Genomic DNA, 14,076 nt, shown 5'->3' on the forward strand with positions numbered 1-14,076 from the left:
TTTTGAGGGGTTGGGTTATCGGCCGTCGCCGCCTTCTCGTTCGGCTTCCTTGTCGGATTCCTTGTCGGCGGCCAGGTCGAATGCCTCGGGGTTGGACGCGATCTCATCGGCAATAGATTCAACATCTTCCGCGCTTGCAACCTTATCGAGCCTGCGAGCTTCTTCACGGATTAATTTCAACTGAGCGATCGGATCCACTCCGCAAAGTTCAGACAAAGAGAAAAATTCAGATAACCGGACGGGAGCCTTAGTTCTCTTGCGAATATCCCTGACCCTCCCGTAGGAGAGCCCTCCGTCGGTAATGCGATCGATCTCTCTGTTGCTGAGCCCAGCAGAGTCGATCATTCTATCGACTGCTTCCGAGGCCGCGATGTCCAGATTGCTCCATTGATAACTTCTGCTAGGCATACTCAAATGATAGCAAGCGACACACCGCATTTGCCATCAAGTGATGACATGTGTAATCATATAGCCATGATTACAAGTGTCATCGCCATGAAGGCCATGGACGCCCTCCGCGCCGCATCGGTTCGCAGCGGGCTGCCAAAGAATGAAATCGCAAAGCGTACAAACGTAGGACGCGATGCCGTAACCAAACGTCTTCAAAGCGACGACATCCGCATCGGCGCATTTTTCGACACAGCCGAAGCCATCGGAGTCGATCCCATTCAAATTCTCTCGGAGGCTTACGAGCAGCACAAAAAGGCGCTCGCTGACAAGGAGGGTATTCGATGAATGATCTCGTTTTTGATCTGGTCGCCTACAGGGAGGATCGTCCCGAGAAGGTCGAGGTTCTGATCCGGGCAACCCTGTCCGTCAATGGCGGGGAGGGATTGCTGAGCGTGGAGGTACCCGAGGAGCTGACCACGTCCAAGAAGACGCTGGCTTCGGCGGTCGCGGCCGGCATGGATCGCGCCATGGCCGCGGCCCGGCAAGGCAAAACGGAGGGCAGGCTCGACCCGCTGTACGAGCGCGACTACAAATCGGGAGCCCAACGATGACCACGGCAGTTCACGTCACTGACACGACTCGTCAGCTCACGGTCGAGGATCTCGATCGGAGGATCAGTCTTTCGGTCACCGAGACCGCGCTGCTGCTGGGCATCCGTAACCGCAAGACCGTCTACGACATGATCGCCTGCGGGGACATCAAGGCCCGCAAGCGGATGAGCAAGCGCTCAAGGCGTAGTCAGTGGATGATCAACCCGCAGAGCGTCAAGGCGCTCGTCCAGTAACCCGGTTCTTCCCCGCCGTTGAGGTTGCCAATGCCTTCTGATCGGTTAGACGGCGGGGATTCTATCTTTTGGAGTCCAATCATGAGAGACAAGATTCTTGCAGGCATCGCCGCCTGTGTCACTCCACTGTTGTTTTTGGCCACGATCCTGCTGGACGGGATCCCCTGCACCGTCAGCATGGTCCTGTGTCTGGCCGCGGCCATGATCGTCATCGACAGGTCCGGCCTGCTGGATCGTCTGGTGGATTCGCTGTGACCCTGCTCGCCATCCCGATCGGGGTACTCGGGCTGATCATGCTGGCCGTTGGCACCCACAATGCTGACGGCATGCTGGTCCTCGCCGGGTTCGTTCTGATCATGATCGCCTATTTCATCGTTCTCGTTCATTTTCTTGGAGAGGAGTAACCATGGCCGGAGAGACCATCGTCACCGTGGTCGGCAATCTTACAGCCGATCCGGAGCTCAGAACCATTCCCAGCGGCAGCGTTGTCGCGAACTTCACGGTCGCATCGACCCCCAGCACATGGGACGCGCGTGCCGGCCAATGGGTTGACGGCGAGCCCATGTTCCTGCGCTGCAGCGCGTGGGACGGTCGTACCTGGACGCTGGCCACGAACATCGCGCAATCCCTGTCGAAGGGGCAGCGAGTCGTGGTGCAGGGCCGTCTGGGACAGCATTCCTATCAGGCGCAGGACGGCACGAACCGTACCGTGACGGAGCTGCGTGTGACCGCGATTGGCCCGGACCTGTCGAACCAGATCGCCGTATGCGAGAAGACCAGCGGATCCAACGCCTCGGCGCCTGCATCCGCTACCCCGCAGCCCGGCTATCAGGGTGGGTTCGCGGGAGCCGCGCGTAACCGTCAGCAGCCGCAGCAGCCGGCTGGCGAGGAGAGTCAGGAGCCGTGGGCGGCCGGTGCCACGTATGGCTCCGGGTATGGAGAGGAGCCCGAGTTCTGATGGTGTTCGGTACGGAACCGCAAAGGAAGTCGCGTCGTTTTGTGGATTGGGAGCGTGATCTGATCCGCGAGGCTCTCAGGGATCTCGAGGACATTCAGGCCAGGAAGACGAACGGCACGCTGAGGCCGGGGCCCGCGGCGGATGTGGCGAAGAGCGTCATCCACCGGCTGGGCCGTGACCTGGACCACAAGGGCAAGCACGGCACGCCCGCATCCCTGTCGCGTGCGGAGCTGATCGCGGGCAACGGGTGGATCCCCGAAGCGATCCAGATACTCGACACGATGATTGGAGGCGCGAGATGATCGCGGTGCAGAAGACCACGGACGGGATCCTGGTGGACATGGACGACGCGAGGTTCGTCACGTCCTCGGCCGAGCAGGGCTCGCACATGAGCCTGTTCCTCACCGAAGATCAGGCGTCCCGGTTGGAGGATCTGCTGGCCAGGAGGCACGTATGAGCCGTGAGCCCTCCGAGGGGTTGAAGGCCGTGGTGGACGAGCGCGACAACTGGTCGTGCGTCCGCTGCGGCGTTTCCTTGTATGCCACTGGTGGCAGCCGGCATCACCGGCAACTGCGCAGCCAGCAGCCGAACCCCAAACTCTTGAATCGCCCGTCGAATCTGATCCTCCTGTGCGGATCCGGCTCGACGGGCTGTCACGGCTGGGTGCACGCGCATCCGGCCGAATCCTACGAACAGGGCTGGCTCGTCCATGGATGGGATGATCCCGCCCTGATACCGGTCCGATACCGGATCGGCGACCGTTTCCACACACTGCTGCTCGACGACGAGGGCAACAAGGAGGAGTCATGAGTGTCGGAGCCGTTGACTGGGCGCTGCGCAAGGCGCCCGTGGGAAGCAACCAGTCCGCCAGACTGGTGCTGATCGCGCTCGCGAATCTCGTGGACGACGAGGGCCGTGACGCGCATCCCCCGGTATCGAAGCTGGTCGCGTGGCTCGAGATGAGCGAGTCCACGGTACGCCGCGCCATGAAGTACCTGGAGGGCGAGGGGCTGATCCGTAGGGGCGACCAGCGTCTGGTGAGCCATTTCGACGAGTTCCACCGTCCCGTCGTGTGGGATCTGGTCATGACCCGCGAGCGGAAGCTGGACCTTCGGGACGACCCCGACAAGGCGAAGGGCGGTAGGAAACCCGGTGTCAGAAAGACAGTGGGTAAACCCCGCAAACCCGGTGTCAAAAAGAACGTGGGTTCCACCAAACCCACTGTCAAAACGACACCCGGTTTCAAGCGGAAACCCCCTGTCACCCATGACACCACCCAGGTGTCACCGGTGACAGACAGTACATCCCTAGTACGTAATAACCCTTCTGTCCCCTACGGGGACATCTCCCCTGCCGGGGAGAACCCGCCCGCCGAAACCAACCCCACGAAACCGGAGACCATGCTCGCCGACTGGATGAGCGCCCTGCTCGCCGGCCAGCACATCCAGCCCAACGCCAAAAGCCGCCGCCGGGAACTGCAGGCCGCACGCCGACTGCTCGACCGGACGGACCTGGACACCATCCAGGCCATGGCCCGCTGGGCGGTCATGCACGACTGGTGGCAGTCCACCGTCCGCAGCCTGACCGCCTTGGACCGCAACTGGGACACGATCCGCGCACAGCACCACCGCGACACCCAGACCAGACGCCCCGTCGACCCGACCGACCGCCCCCTGTGGCCCGAACCCGCGGACAAGCCCGACAAGCCGACCCCGATCCCCGCCCGCCACGAAACCAGCGAACACAAGCACACGGCCGGATGCCAGCACGTCACCGCCATCATCCAGCCGATCGAACACCGGTTCCCCACCGACCGCGTAGGAGGCCGATTCGGCAGCTCGCCGCGCTCGCAGGCACGCCAGCTGGCGGCGGACATGCTCAACGAGGGCAAGGATCCGAGCGAGATCCGCGGCGTGCTGACCGGCCGACTGGCGCCCGACGAGCTCATGCAGATCGCCTAGGAAGGAAACCAACGAAATGAATGAAACCGACAAGCCCGTCCGTCTGCTGTGGGTGGACGTGGAGACCACGGGACTGGACCCCGTGCGTGATCACCTGCTGGAGGCGAGCGTGAGGGTCACGGACCTGAGTGGCGTGGAGCTCTCCCGCCATCACGTGCTGGCCCGCCCCGAGCACTGGGAGACGGTCCTGAAGACCATGGACGCCGGCTGGCGCCACACGCACACCGTCAACGGGCTGATCCAGGCGGTCGACGCAGTGGCCCCGCATCTGGGCGACATCCGGTTCGCGGGACTCGGTCTGACCGCGTTCATCGCCGCACAGGCCGGTGAGGCGGTCCTCCGTCCGGCTGGATGGAACCCGCAGTTCGACATGCGCTGGCTCACCCGTACGGCACCCGACGCCCTGGGCCTGCTGGACTACCACTGGATGGACGTACAGTCCGCGTTCGCACTGCTCGAGCACCTGTCCCCCGACACTGCCAAGAGGATCCTCGACCAGACGCCCCAGACCGATCACAGGAGCGACCAGTGCCTCGACAGGGAGATAAGCGTCTACAGGCTCCTGCGCCAAGCCATGCTCATCGGCCCCCTCGGATTCCACGAGGTGACCCCATGCAGCTGAAAGTCACCGCGCAGGCCAGCCAGCACGGCAACTGCGTCATCCTCAAAACCGACCTCACCCACTCCCGCGGCAGCAAAGCCAGGGAGCTCACATCCTGGCGCATCACCCCGGAACAGGCCGAGGCGCTCGCCGACCAGTTGGATCAGGCGCTCGACGAATGCGAACGCCGCAGGAAGGAGAACCAATGACAACCCCGAGGAAATACCACCGGCTGAGCCCATGCCCGTTCTGCCATACCAGGATTCGTGTCACGCGCATCCCCGCCCCGTACGGGTGGAAGTGGCGGTACGAGTGCCCGTCCTGCCATGTGCGCTTCTACACGATGCACACCACCTCCCGGATCCCCACGGACAAAGCGTTGCGTACCGGGATCCGCGTGTGGAACCGCGCGGTCAACGGCCACAAGGGATTCGCATGGTATCTGGATTGCATCAGGGAGCAGCTATGAGCATGCGCGACATCCTGACCGAACGCTATCCCATCCCCGACCACCCGTACGAGCCCATCCAGATAAGCCGGCTCGAGTTCGCGGTCATGCAGGCCCAGGCATTCGCCGCCGGCGTCGCATGGCAAAAACAACACCAAGAGGAGAACCAATGAGCATCATCTCAGACGAGGCCAACCGCCTCTACCCGGACCCGTACCAGCGTCTCGCCTACACCAATGGCGCCCTACGCCCACCCACGCCACCCGAGATCGACGCCATGGCCCACGCGCTCGCCGACTTCAGCCGCATGCGCTACCGTCCCGGCGACCCGGACGACTGGGATCGCCTGCCCGAACCCATCCGCCAGACCTGGCGCGAGGAGGCCCTCCACGCGCTCAACGCACTCCACACCGCAATGATTATCGAGGAGACCGCATGAACAACGACCAGACGGCCCGCATCTACACCCAAACCGAACTCGCCCACGCCATCAGCGACACGCTCGACCGTCTCGACCTGACCATCACCCCCAACCAGCGAGACGACGGAGAGGCCGACTGGGAAACCATCCAGGCGCTCGCCGACGGCGTGTACGAGCAGGGCATGGAGACCGACATCAGCATGCTGGAGGACGCATGATCGGCGAGCACGTGGCCCGCATCATCATCCGCTGGTGGCGGGCAGGCCTGACCATCCAGGAGATCCAAGAAAATATCCCGTTCATCCCGCACGACCAGCTCGCCGAACTGATCGGCACCTACGAAACACGAAAGGACCAGCAATGAGCTTCCCGATAAACGTAATCCGCGGCACCCTGACCGACATCGCCTTCAAAGATCCGGAAAACAAGCTCCGCTACGACGTCGACGACATCCACCCCATCAGCACCAGAACCATCCTCATCCCCCAAGGCTTCACCTACGAGGAATTCGTCGCCATCACCGAAGCCATCCACACCGCGCTCGCAGGCATGGAGGAATCATGAGCATCTACACCACACAGGACGAGGAAATCAGTCTGTCGAGCATCCTCCACGACTACAGCCATGCATGGTCCGGCGATCCTGACGACATCGACCTGCGCGCCCAGCGGTTCGCCCAATGGCTTGCCGAGCATGACAGGGAGCAGATGGCCCGAGCCTGGTTCATCGGCTGCAACGCCGGCATCCGCTGGGCCCAGGGCAACGCGGACCAGCCACTCGCCAACCCCTACGACACCGACACGGAGGAATCATGCTGACCGAAACGCAACGTCGCCTCATGGCCATCGCATGGGACGAGGGATACCACGCACACACACCAGAACACATGGTCGGCCCGGACAGGATGGGCGCCTATCATCCTCCGATCAATCCGTACGACCGCACACGACCGGAGGAGGACTGATGGTCATCCTGCTTACCCTGCTGCTCGCCGTCCTGCTCTGTCTCGTGGTCGGTCTGCCGACCCGGCTGCTCGCCAACCTGTGGGCCGTATGCCCAGGGCATCCGCAGCCTGACGACTGGATCACCGCGCTTATCCTCGTCGCCATATCCGAGCTGGGCATCGCGGGGATCCTGTACGTCTGCTATCAGCTTGCGGGATGGATCCTGACCCTGATCGCATGAACACCACCAAGAAGGGAAACCAATGACCACGCTTCTGCAGAGGACCCTGTACCGGGAAATACTCAAGAACAGCAAATACGGGGCGGACGACGCGTTCACGACTGGCCGGCACGACGGACTGTCGTATGCGCTGCATCGACTCATCGACGAGGACGGCTCGAACCTGGCCGGCTGCCCCCTGTACGACCCGCCGAAAGGGAGGGACGGCAGATGACGAACATCACGCAGCGCGACCGCGCGTACCGGCACGTGATTGACCAGGTCAATGCGATGATCGAGGATTCAGCAGAGCACGTGGAGGATCCACGGGCCCGTGTCGGCTACCGTCGCATGGGACACGAGATCATCCGCGTGCTCGAGGAGGAAATGCGCCCACCCGCCAGCATGAGAAAACCACGATGACCCGATTCCTCACGATCCTGTGCACCGGGAGCCTCATCATCAACCTCATCCTCCTGACCATCATCGCCCTCACCCCCACACCACACCAGGAGACACCACAACCCACACCAACTACCAGCAGCCCACCACCAACCCAACCACCCGAAATCCGGACCATATGAAAACGCCCCGCCCGAGGGCAGAGGCCGATACACACAAGCACGGGAGGGACAACCATGACTGCACACCACCCCACCCCAATCAACACCACACACCACACCTGCCCCATATGCACCGCCAACGCGCTCGCTGACGGAATGACGATCTGCCGGCAGTGCATGCACGCCTACGCTAGGCAGCTCACGCTCCTGCGCCAGCACCTGACCGTCCTGCAGCTGGTCATCCGCCGCGAGGTGCATCTGCGTGAGCGCGGCGGCGGGAGGGGTTCGTTCGCGCCGTTGGGCATCGACGTGTCCGCGGCCGATCTCGAGACCGAGGCCGAACGGCTGATCGATGGGATTTGCACCGTGGCCGGGCTGCCCGGCGGCCGTTGGCAACGGGCATTGCCGCGGCTGGGCGCGAATCTGCACACGCTGGCGGGACTGCCCGATGCGGCGGATCATCTCGAGGGGCTCATTCGGATCAATGGGCGGCTGGAGCGGGTGACCGATCGTCGGCCGCGGCTGCGCAGGCTTGTCGGGGTGTGCGACGTGTGCGGGGCGATGGTCCATGCCGTTCAGGGCGAGGAGTGGGCGGTATGTGGCAGGTGCGACAGTCTGCTGCATCTGCCCTCGGTGCGCCGGGCGGCGCGGACCAGACTGGACGCGCTGCATACCACGCAGACCCCGTCCGGGGCCGCCGTGTGGGTGAGCCGGGAAACCGGGATCGACGTCACGCGTGATGACGTCAACAACTGGATCCGCTCGGGCAGAATCACGGCACCGAGGCTCGAGAACGGCTATCGTGAGTTTCCTATCCTGCGGCTGATCGAGCTCGCCGAGTCGAAAATGGATTCTAAGCGGGAGTAGGCCTACACGCACCTGTGATATACTCGCTTCAGCGATAAGTATGAGAACCCCGAGATCCCTTGTGGATCCGGGGTTCTCTGCGTATTGCACCCTTTCTCTCAATTGGACACCGTGTCACCTCCCCGTCGGCAGTCAGCGGGGATGCGACACGCCGGATGGTTGGCCGAGCGGTCGAAGGCACCTGTTTCGAAAACAGGCGAGGCGTATCCTCCGGGGGTTCGAATCCCTCACCATCCTCCACACACCACGGGAAGGCTAGCCATGGGATGGAAGGTCTGCTCGACAGCGGGCTGCGCGAACATCATCGACGACACCGAGAGCAAATGCCTCGAGTGCCGGAGGAGGAAGGACCGCCGCCGCACCCGGATCAGGAACCCATACAATACCGCAGGCCATCAGGGATTCCGCAGGCAGGTACTGGCACGGGATCCCCGGTGCGTATGCCCCGGCGCCGTGGACCATGGCGGCTGCGGCAAGCATGTCGGCATGTGCGCTCGGCCCAGCACCGTGGCCGACCATTACCCATACGAGAGGACCGAGCTCATAGAGCTGGGCCTGAACCCGAACGATCCGCGCTACGGTCGCGGCCTGTGCGCCCGATGCCACGACACCAAGACCGGCCTGACACGTCCTTCAGGCTTCAGAGCGCAATGACAACAGGCGCGCAAAGCGAACCGAAACAACAACACACGCGCACGGCACACGACAGGACCGGAAGCGTCATACAAACCAAGCAAACGCCTCGGAAAAATCAATCAAAACGTTGAAATACCAGCGGTTTCACCCCATGGGGGGTGGGGGTAAACGCTCGGGGAGGCCGGACCGCCGGTGAGGTGTCTCCAAGGTGCGCGGCGTTCAAACATTCCTCGGAGGAGGCCGAAACGGCCACTCCGAATCATCCAATGGCGAGGGCGAAAGGCCCGAACGAATGAGGTGAACGATCATGACGAGCGGAGGTGCAAGGGCTCGCAGCGGCCCTCCCAAGAATCCAAACTCACGGACATCGGAACGAGCGGGATACACGCTGATGTCGCTGCCCAACAGCGGATACGACGGCAAGCCGCCGCGCTTTCCGCTGGCTGATTATCGAATCGAAAACGTCACCAACGATGACGGCCGAGTCTACGACGAGGAAGGCAGCCAATCGTTCAAACGCCGCGAGAGGAAACTCTGGCGGGAACTCTGGAAAACCTCGCAGGCATGTGCGTGGAGCCTGCCCCAATACCAGTACATGGTCTACGACGTGGCCATGTACTGTCGGCTGATGGTCATCAGTGAAACATCGACCGCCAAGGCCGCCGATCGTGCACTGATCCCACGCTACGCCGACCGGATCGGCATGAGCGCCGCAGGGCTTGCCTCATTGGGCTGGAAAATCGCGCCGGACGAGTTCGCCCAACGGCGAATGGAACGCGACATTACGGAACAGCAGGCAAATGGCGACGGCATGACCGTCCGCAAACGTCGTCTGAGGGCGTCATGAACGAATTCGTCATCGACTTCCCCACTCTTGGCGATCTCAACGATGCCTGGATCACCGCCCACTGCCGACAGCCGGACGGCCCGCTACGAGGCCGACCTTTCCAACTGTCGGACTGGCAGTTCTGGATCCTCGCCAATCGGCTGCGGATCCGTGACGACGCCGAATACGTTCCTCCGGAGGAAGTCACCATCGACAATCCGATGGTGCTCAATCAGGCATTCACCTACCGCCAGACGTTGACGGTAGGACCGCAGAAAACCGGAAAGGGTCCGACCGAAGCCGCCTTCGTCGCGGACGAGGCCAAGGGCCCCGTGATCTTCGACGGATGGGCCCAGCCAGGCGACTGCTACCGCTGTTCGGACTGGGGATGCCCCTGCGGGTTCGAATTCCCTTACCAAGCGGGAGAACCCAAAGGCCGTCCGCACCCATCGCCATTGATCCAGATGACCGCCAACTCGGAGGATCAGGTCAAGAACGCCTACCGTCCCCTGCAGGCCATGATCCAGCTCGGCCCATTGAAGCATCTGCTGCTGGTCCGAGACAATTTCATCAGGATTCTGCAACCAGGAATCGACGGCGAAGACGACGGACTCGACCTCGACCGTATAGATATCGTGACCAGCTCCGCGAAATCACGACTCGGCAACCCGATCAGTGACGCGGAACAGGATGAGGCCGGACTCTACACCGATTCCAACGGCATGATCAAGGTCGCGGATACCCAGCGACGAGGCGCAGCCGGTATGGGAGGGAGAACCCACGCGTGGACCAACGCATGGGATCCCAGCGAAAACAGCTATGCGCAACGCATCTGGGAAGCGCAGGCAGAGGATGTGTTCATCTTCTACCGCAACCCGGATCTGGATCCGCGGCTCAGGCACGAGGATGGCAGCCAGTTTAGCTTCTTCAACAAGCGCGAACGCCGTCAAATCCTCAGCACCGTCTACGAGGGATCCCCGTGGGTGAGTATCGACTCGATCGACGCCGAGGCCGTCGCCCTGATGCGAACCGATCCCAATCAGGCCGAACGGTTCTTCGGCAACCGACTTGTCCAGGGCGCCGGAGCGTGGCTTGACGAAGGAGTGTGGGCAAAGGCTTATGCAGGCACACCAGATATGGCTTGAGAATCCCCCTGACGGCACCGAGATCTGCTGCGGTTTCGATGGCAGTGAAAACGATGACTGGACATGCATCAAGGCCGAAACCCTGAACGGGTTGATCTTCACTCCACGATACGGAGACGACCGCAGAGCAACCATCTGGAATCCCAAAGTCTGGGGAGGAAGAATCCCCCGAGGTGAGATCAACGCCGCGTGGGAGGAGATCAACCAACGGTACAAGATCATCCGAGCCTACTGTGATCCCGGATTCAGGGACGAAGTGTCGTGGGAATCCGACATCGAAGCATGGGATCGAAGATATGGGCCCAGAAAGTACCTGCCATGGGTCATGAGCGGATCCAGCCGAGTCGGAGCCGTCTACGAGGCCCTGCGCAGATTCGAGGCCGATGTGGCAAACGGCACGATCCACCATGACGGCTGCCCGATTACCACCACCCACATGGCCAACGCCAGGAAGATCAGCAAAAGTCTCGAACGCTACGGACTCGGCAAACCCAAACAGGATCGAAAGATCGACGCCGCGGTGACCAGCGTCCTCGCTCATGAAGCGGCATGCGACGCCAGAACCGCAGGCTGGGGAGAACGCAAGCACAACTTCATCTACAGCGCATCAAGCACAAGGAGACCACGTGGCATACTCCGCTGAACAGATCAACGCCATTACCAACCTGCTCGCCAGAAAGATAGCCTTGCGCCGCCCCGACATCGACAAGCACATGGGCTACGTCAAAGGGCGTCGCGGGGAGCTCCGGTTCGTATCCGACGAATTCAAACGCTATATCAGCAGCAGATTCAGAGGATTCACCGACAACTGGTGCCTCCCCGTCGCCCAGGCTCCTGTCGAACGTATCCAGTTCAAGGGATTCACACCCTACAATCCCTCGGACAGGATCGACCGCAGGGTATGGGCGTGCTGGAACCGATCGGACTGCGACCGGTATCTGTCCGAAGCCGCTCTCGTCATGACATCATCCCGGAGGAGCTTCGGCCTCGTCAGCCTCCTCGACAACGGGCTGGCCCGCATCTCATTCGAAAATCCCGACTCGTGCGCCGTCATCTACGACGCCATCACAGGAGAAACCAAAGCCGGCCTGCTCCTCAGGCAGGACGACGAACACGAGATCGGCCAGCTCCTGCTGCCCGACGCAATCTATACCGTTTCCCGCAAGCAGGAAAACGCGGATGCCAGCGATCTGACCCATACTCCCCCGGACATGCAGTGGGAATTCGACCCAGAATCCTACAAGCCAAACCCCCTCGGAGAAGTCCCGCTCGTCGAATTCCGCAATCAAACACTGCTCGACAACAGTCCAGTCAGCGACATCAGCATGGTCGAGGACATGCAGGACACCGTCAACGTCGTCTGGGCCTACCTGCTCAACGGACTCGACTGGGCCACATTGCCCGGCCGTCTCATCCTCGGCGGAGACAGACTCGAGGAGCCCGTCCTCGACGAACATGGCAATATAGTCGGCGCCAAAGCCGTCGAACTCGACAAACAAGTGACCGAACGCATCCTCCAGATCACCGGCGACGGCGTACGCGCCACCGAATGGAGCGCCGCCAACCTCCAAACATTCATCCCGGTCATCGAAAAGGCCGTGGAACACATCGCCGCGGAAACACGCACCCCCGGCCACTATCTGCTCACCAAAGCGGAGGTGCCGGCCACCGGCTATGAGGTCGCCGAAGCCGGACTCGTCAGCAAATGCGTCGAACGCATCGGATACATGCGCGGAGGAATCCGCAAGCTCTGCCGTCTCGCCGCCATCATGGAAGGAGACGACTACACGGCACAGGTCATCGAATCCTCCACCGTCGACTTCGCCAGCCCCCTCTACCGCAACGAAGCCCAAATGGCCGACGCCATGCTCAAATACAAGCAGCTGGGGTTCCCCCTCCAATGGATCGCGGAACGCATGGGCCTAGGCGCAGAGGAAATCGAACGCATCATGACGCTCAAACGCGACGAGGACACCGACCCCGAACTCGAAGCCCTCTCCCGCTCACTCCAGATCGGACAAACCGATGACACTGCAAACCCTGACGGACAGCCAACAGACCCTAACCAGACTGGAACTGGCCGCAACCAGGACAGCACGCAGACTCTGGAACAGAACCAATCCCGATGACATCCAAACATCCTGGCAGCCACTCAGCAACCAGCTCGCGGACATCCTCGCCAGCATCCAGATCCACGTCGCGGAGACCGCCGCCGACGCCAACCTCATGATGCTTGCCGAACAGCACGAATATGTCCGGCCTCTAGCCATCCCCGACACCGCAGCACTCGCCGGGACCACAGCCCAAGGCCAACCCCTACGGGAAGCGCTCCAAGCCCCAGCCACCGCCACCCTGCACGCCATCAAAACCGGGACTCCCCCGCTCGAAGCCATGCAGACCGGCAGGACCCTCCTCACTCTCATCACCGCGCTCGCGGTCAACGACGTGGCCAGACAGGCCGCGCAACTCGATATCGCGACACGGCCCGGAGTGTCATGGGTCAGAGTCGAGGCTCCGAACTGCTGCGACCGGTGCATGATCCTCGCCGGGAAGATATTCCGGTGGAACGAAGGTTTTCTGCGCCACCCCCACTGTCATGGACGGCACGTGCCCGTCACCAGCCGAGACAAGGCGAAAGAACTGGGCTACGTCACGGACCCCATGGACGGGTTCCGTGATCTCACCAGAGAACAGCAGGACAGAATTTTCGGCCGGCATAGTGCACAGGCCATCCGTGACGGAGCCGACATCTACCAGGTCGTCAACGCCAAGAGAGGCATGACCGAGATCGGCCGATCGCAACGGGCAAGAGGATATTTCTCCATGACCACCACGGAGGGCACCACCCGCTACGGCTGGTCCAACATGATCGCCGGGCAACAGGGACGCACACAAAAACGTCGCCTGACCGTGGACGCGATCTATACCCTCTCCAGAAGCCGCGAGCAAGCCGTGGAACTCCTCAAACGCGAGGGGTACATCCTACCCGATCACTGGAGAGAAGACGTCCCCGACATTCGCCGCAGCCTGTGGCTACACAACAACGATTGGCGACAGGGACGCCATGAAACCATGACCACCGCGCAGAAACGCGTTCAGAACGCGCGCCTGCGCTACGAGGCCGCGCTCGCCGGCCGCAACCCCTATCTGTCGAACGCGCCGGTCACGCCCGAAATCCTCGCGCAGACCGAACGCCAATACCGACACTGGCTCTCGAGAGAAGGCCAGATATACACCCAGTAGCCAATCGAA

General features: G+C 62.0%; 31 protein-coding genes and 1 tRNA gene. 31 read left to right on the forward strand and 1 reads right to left on the reverse strand.

The features are described 5' to 3' along the window. Window positions 1-15: 15 nt before the first annotated feature. Entirely contained in the window at window positions 16-345 is a 330-nt protein-coding gene (locus Tam10B_RS02255; RefSeq protein ID WP_143248501.1) for a hypothetical protein, read from the reverse strand. A gap of 69 nt (window positions 346-414) precedes the next feature. On the opposite strand from Tam10B_RS02255, the gene Tam10B_RS02260 reads away from it, so the two are divergent. From Tam10B_RS02260 to Tam10B_RS02380, 31 genes are all read left to right on the forward strand, one after another. Then, on the forward strand, window positions 415-735 hold the full coding sequence (locus Tam10B_RS02260) for a hypothetical protein (RefSeq protein WP_143248502.1): 321 nt from the start codon (window positions 415-417) through the stop codon (window positions 733-735). Beyond that, window positions 732-1,001, forward strand: coding sequence for a hypothetical protein (locus Tam10B_RS02265; RefSeq protein ID WP_093959639.1), 270 nt, complete (start codon window positions 732-734; stop codon window positions 999-1,001). The genes Tam10B_RS02260 and Tam10B_RS02265 overlap by 4 nt, the downstream gene beginning before the upstream one ends. Further along, complete coding sequence (locus Tam10B_RS02270) at window positions 998-1,234, forward strand: helix-turn-helix domain-containing protein (RefSeq protein WP_093959640.1); 237 nt, start codon at window positions 998-1,000, stop codon at window positions 1,232-1,234. The genes Tam10B_RS02265 and Tam10B_RS02270 overlap by 4 nt, the downstream gene beginning before the upstream one ends. An 81-nt stretch (window positions 1,235-1,315) precedes the next feature. After that, complete coding sequence (locus tag Tam10B_RS13170) at window positions 1,316-1,489, forward strand: hypothetical protein (RefSeq protein WP_158214099.1); 174 nt, start codon at window positions 1,316-1,318, stop codon at window positions 1,487-1,489. Next, the gene (locus Tam10B_RS13175) at window positions 1,486-1,638 is read left to right on the forward strand and encodes a hypothetical protein (RefSeq protein ID WP_158214100.1); all 153 of its coding nucleotides are present in this window, start codon (window positions 1,486-1,488) and stop codon (window positions 1,636-1,638) included. Before Tam10B_RS13170 ends, Tam10B_RS13175 begins: the two co-directional genes overlap by 4 nt. Window positions 1,639-1,640: 2 nt before the next feature. Next, entirely contained in the window at window positions 1,641-2,192 is a 552-nt protein-coding gene (gene ssb / locus Tam10B_RS02275) for a single-stranded DNA-binding protein (RefSeq protein WP_093959641.1), read from the forward strand. Beyond that, on the forward strand, window positions 2,192-2,494 hold the full coding sequence (locus Tam10B_RS02280) for a hypothetical protein (RefSeq protein ID WP_093959642.1): 303 nt from the start codon (window positions 2,192-2,194) through the stop codon (window positions 2,492-2,494). Before ssb ends, Tam10B_RS02280 begins: the two co-directional genes overlap by 1 nt. Beyond that, window positions 2,491-2,649: a hypothetical protein gene (locus Tam10B_RS13180; RefSeq protein WP_158214101.1), complete on the forward strand. Its 159-nt coding sequence runs from the start codon at window positions 2,491-2,493 to the stop codon at window positions 2,647-2,649. The genes Tam10B_RS02280 and Tam10B_RS13180 overlap by 4 nt, the downstream gene beginning before the upstream one ends. After that, window positions 2,646-3,002: a hypothetical protein gene (locus Tam10B_RS02285; RefSeq protein WP_198947498.1), complete on the forward strand. Its 357-nt coding sequence runs from the start codon at window positions 2,646-2,648 to the stop codon at window positions 3,000-3,002. Before Tam10B_RS13180 ends, Tam10B_RS02285 begins: the two co-directional genes overlap by 4 nt. After that, window positions 2,999-4,153, forward strand: coding sequence for a helix-turn-helix domain-containing protein (locus tag Tam10B_RS02290; protein WP_093959643.1), 1,155 nt, complete (start codon window positions 2,999-3,001; stop codon window positions 4,151-4,153). Before Tam10B_RS02285 ends, Tam10B_RS02290 begins: the two co-directional genes overlap by 4 nt. Before the next feature lie 16 nt (window positions 4,154-4,169). Further along, window positions 4,170-4,775 carry a 3'-5' exonuclease family protein gene (locus Tam10B_RS02295; protein WP_093959644.1) on the forward strand — a complete coding sequence of 202 codons (606 nt, stop codon included), beginning with the start codon at window positions 4,170-4,172 and terminating at the stop codon, window positions 4,773-4,775. Further along, a complete protein-coding gene (locus tag Tam10B_RS02300; protein ID WP_093959645.1) occupies window positions 4,766-4,963 on the forward strand; it encodes a hypothetical protein in 198 nt (65 codons plus the stop codon). Before Tam10B_RS02295 ends, Tam10B_RS02300 begins: the two co-directional genes overlap by 10 nt. Further along, window positions 4,960-5,223 (forward strand): hypothetical protein, encoded by a 264-nt coding sequence (locus tag Tam10B_RS02305; protein ID WP_093959646.1) that lies wholly within the window; start codon window positions 4,960-4,962, stop codon window positions 5,221-5,223. Before Tam10B_RS02300 ends, Tam10B_RS02305 begins: the two co-directional genes overlap by 4 nt. Next, window positions 5,220-5,375 (forward strand): hypothetical protein, encoded by a 156-nt coding sequence (locus tag Tam10B_RS13185; RefSeq protein WP_158214102.1) that lies wholly within the window; start codon window positions 5,220-5,222, stop codon window positions 5,373-5,375. Before Tam10B_RS02305 ends, Tam10B_RS13185 begins: the two co-directional genes overlap by 4 nt. After that, entirely contained in the window at window positions 5,372-5,641 is a 270-nt protein-coding gene (locus Tam10B_RS02310) for a hypothetical protein (protein ID WP_093959647.1), read from the forward strand. Before Tam10B_RS13185 ends, Tam10B_RS02310 begins: the two co-directional genes overlap by 4 nt. Beyond that, on the forward strand, window positions 5,638-5,841 hold the full coding sequence (locus Tam10B_RS02315; protein WP_093959648.1) for a hypothetical protein: 204 nt from the start codon (window positions 5,638-5,640) through the stop codon (window positions 5,839-5,841). Before Tam10B_RS02310 ends, Tam10B_RS02315 begins: the two co-directional genes overlap by 4 nt. After that, window positions 5,838-5,987 (forward strand): hypothetical protein, encoded by a 150-nt coding sequence (locus Tam10B_RS13190; protein WP_158214103.1) that lies wholly within the window; start codon window positions 5,838-5,840, stop codon window positions 5,985-5,987. Before Tam10B_RS02315 ends, Tam10B_RS13190 begins: the two co-directional genes overlap by 4 nt. After that, entirely contained in the window at window positions 5,984-6,187 is a 204-nt protein-coding gene (locus Tam10B_RS02320; protein WP_093959649.1) for a hypothetical protein, read from the forward strand. The genes Tam10B_RS13190 and Tam10B_RS02320 overlap by 4 nt, the downstream gene beginning before the upstream one ends. Then, window positions 6,184-6,441, forward strand: coding sequence for a hypothetical protein (locus Tam10B_RS02325; RefSeq protein WP_093959650.1), 258 nt, complete (start codon window positions 6,184-6,186; stop codon window positions 6,439-6,441). Before Tam10B_RS02320 ends, Tam10B_RS02325 begins: the two co-directional genes overlap by 4 nt. Then, a complete protein-coding gene (locus tag Tam10B_RS13195) occupies window positions 6,435-6,587 on the forward strand; it encodes a hypothetical protein (RefSeq protein ID WP_158214104.1) in 153 nt (50 codons plus the stop codon). Before Tam10B_RS02325 ends, Tam10B_RS13195 begins: the two co-directional genes overlap by 7 nt. Beyond that, window positions 6,587-6,808, forward strand: coding sequence for a hypothetical protein (locus Tam10B_RS02330; protein ID WP_093959651.1), 222 nt, complete (start codon window positions 6,587-6,589; stop codon window positions 6,806-6,808). The genes Tam10B_RS13195 and Tam10B_RS02330 overlap by 1 nt, the downstream gene beginning before the upstream one ends. 22 nt (window positions 6,809-6,830) lie before the next feature. Beyond that, window positions 6,831-7,022, forward strand: a complete 192-nt coding sequence (locus Tam10B_RS02335; protein ID WP_093959652.1) for a hypothetical protein — start codon at window positions 6,831-6,833, stop codon at window positions 7,020-7,022. Beyond that, window positions 7,019-7,210 (forward strand): hypothetical protein, encoded by a 192-nt coding sequence (locus Tam10B_RS02340; RefSeq protein ID WP_093959653.1) that lies wholly within the window; start codon window positions 7,019-7,021, stop codon window positions 7,208-7,210. The genes Tam10B_RS02335 and Tam10B_RS02340 overlap by 4 nt, the downstream gene beginning before the upstream one ends. Window positions 7,211-7,425: 215 nt before the next feature. Further along, window positions 7,426-8,217, forward strand: coding sequence for a hypothetical protein (locus Tam10B_RS02345; RefSeq protein WP_143248503.1), 792 nt, complete (start codon window positions 7,426-7,428; stop codon window positions 8,215-8,217). Between the two features lie 153 nt (window positions 8,218-8,370). Continuing rightward, a tRNA-Ser gene (locus Tam10B_RS02350) sits at window positions 8,371-8,457 on the forward strand. A gap of 21 nt (window positions 8,458-8,478) precedes the next feature. Continuing rightward, window positions 8,479-8,871: a hypothetical protein gene (locus tag Tam10B_RS02355; protein ID WP_093959655.1), complete on the forward strand. Its 393-nt coding sequence runs from the start codon at window positions 8,479-8,481 to the stop codon at window positions 8,869-8,871. 373 nt (window positions 8,872-9,244) lie between these two features. Then, window positions 9,245-9,700, forward strand: a complete 456-nt coding sequence (locus Tam10B_RS02360) for a hypothetical protein (protein ID WP_093959656.1) — start codon at window positions 9,245-9,247, stop codon at window positions 9,698-9,700. Next, window positions 9,697-10,824: a terminase gene (locus Tam10B_RS02365; RefSeq protein WP_093959657.1), complete on the forward strand. Its 1,128-nt coding sequence runs from the start codon at window positions 9,697-9,699 to the stop codon at window positions 10,822-10,824. Before Tam10B_RS02360 ends, Tam10B_RS02365 begins: the two co-directional genes overlap by 4 nt. Further along, complete coding sequence (locus Tam10B_RS02370; protein WP_093959658.1) at window positions 10,799-11,467, forward strand: terminase; 669 nt, start codon at window positions 10,799-10,801, stop codon at window positions 11,465-11,467. The genes Tam10B_RS02365 and Tam10B_RS02370 overlap by 26 nt, the downstream gene beginning before the upstream one ends. Beyond that, on the forward strand, window positions 11,451-12,953 hold the full coding sequence (locus Tam10B_RS02375) for a phage portal protein (RefSeq protein WP_158214105.1): 1,503 nt from the start codon (window positions 11,451-11,453) through the stop codon (window positions 12,951-12,953). The genes Tam10B_RS02370 and Tam10B_RS02375 overlap by 17 nt, the downstream gene beginning before the upstream one ends. Continuing rightward, window positions 12,850-14,067 carry a hypothetical protein gene (locus Tam10B_RS02380; RefSeq protein WP_233133543.1) on the forward strand — a complete coding sequence of 406 codons (1,218 nt, stop codon included), beginning with the start codon at window positions 12,850-12,852 and terminating at the stop codon, window positions 14,065-14,067. Before Tam10B_RS02375 ends, Tam10B_RS02380 begins: the two co-directional genes overlap by 104 nt. The last annotated feature ends 9 nt before the right edge of the window (window positions 14,068-14,076 follow it).

Source organism: Bifidobacterium vansinderenii (assembly GCF_002234915.1).
Taxonomy (GTDB): domain Bacteria; phylum Actinomycetota; class Actinomycetes; order Actinomycetales; family Bifidobacteriaceae; genus Galliscardovia; species Galliscardovia vansinderenii.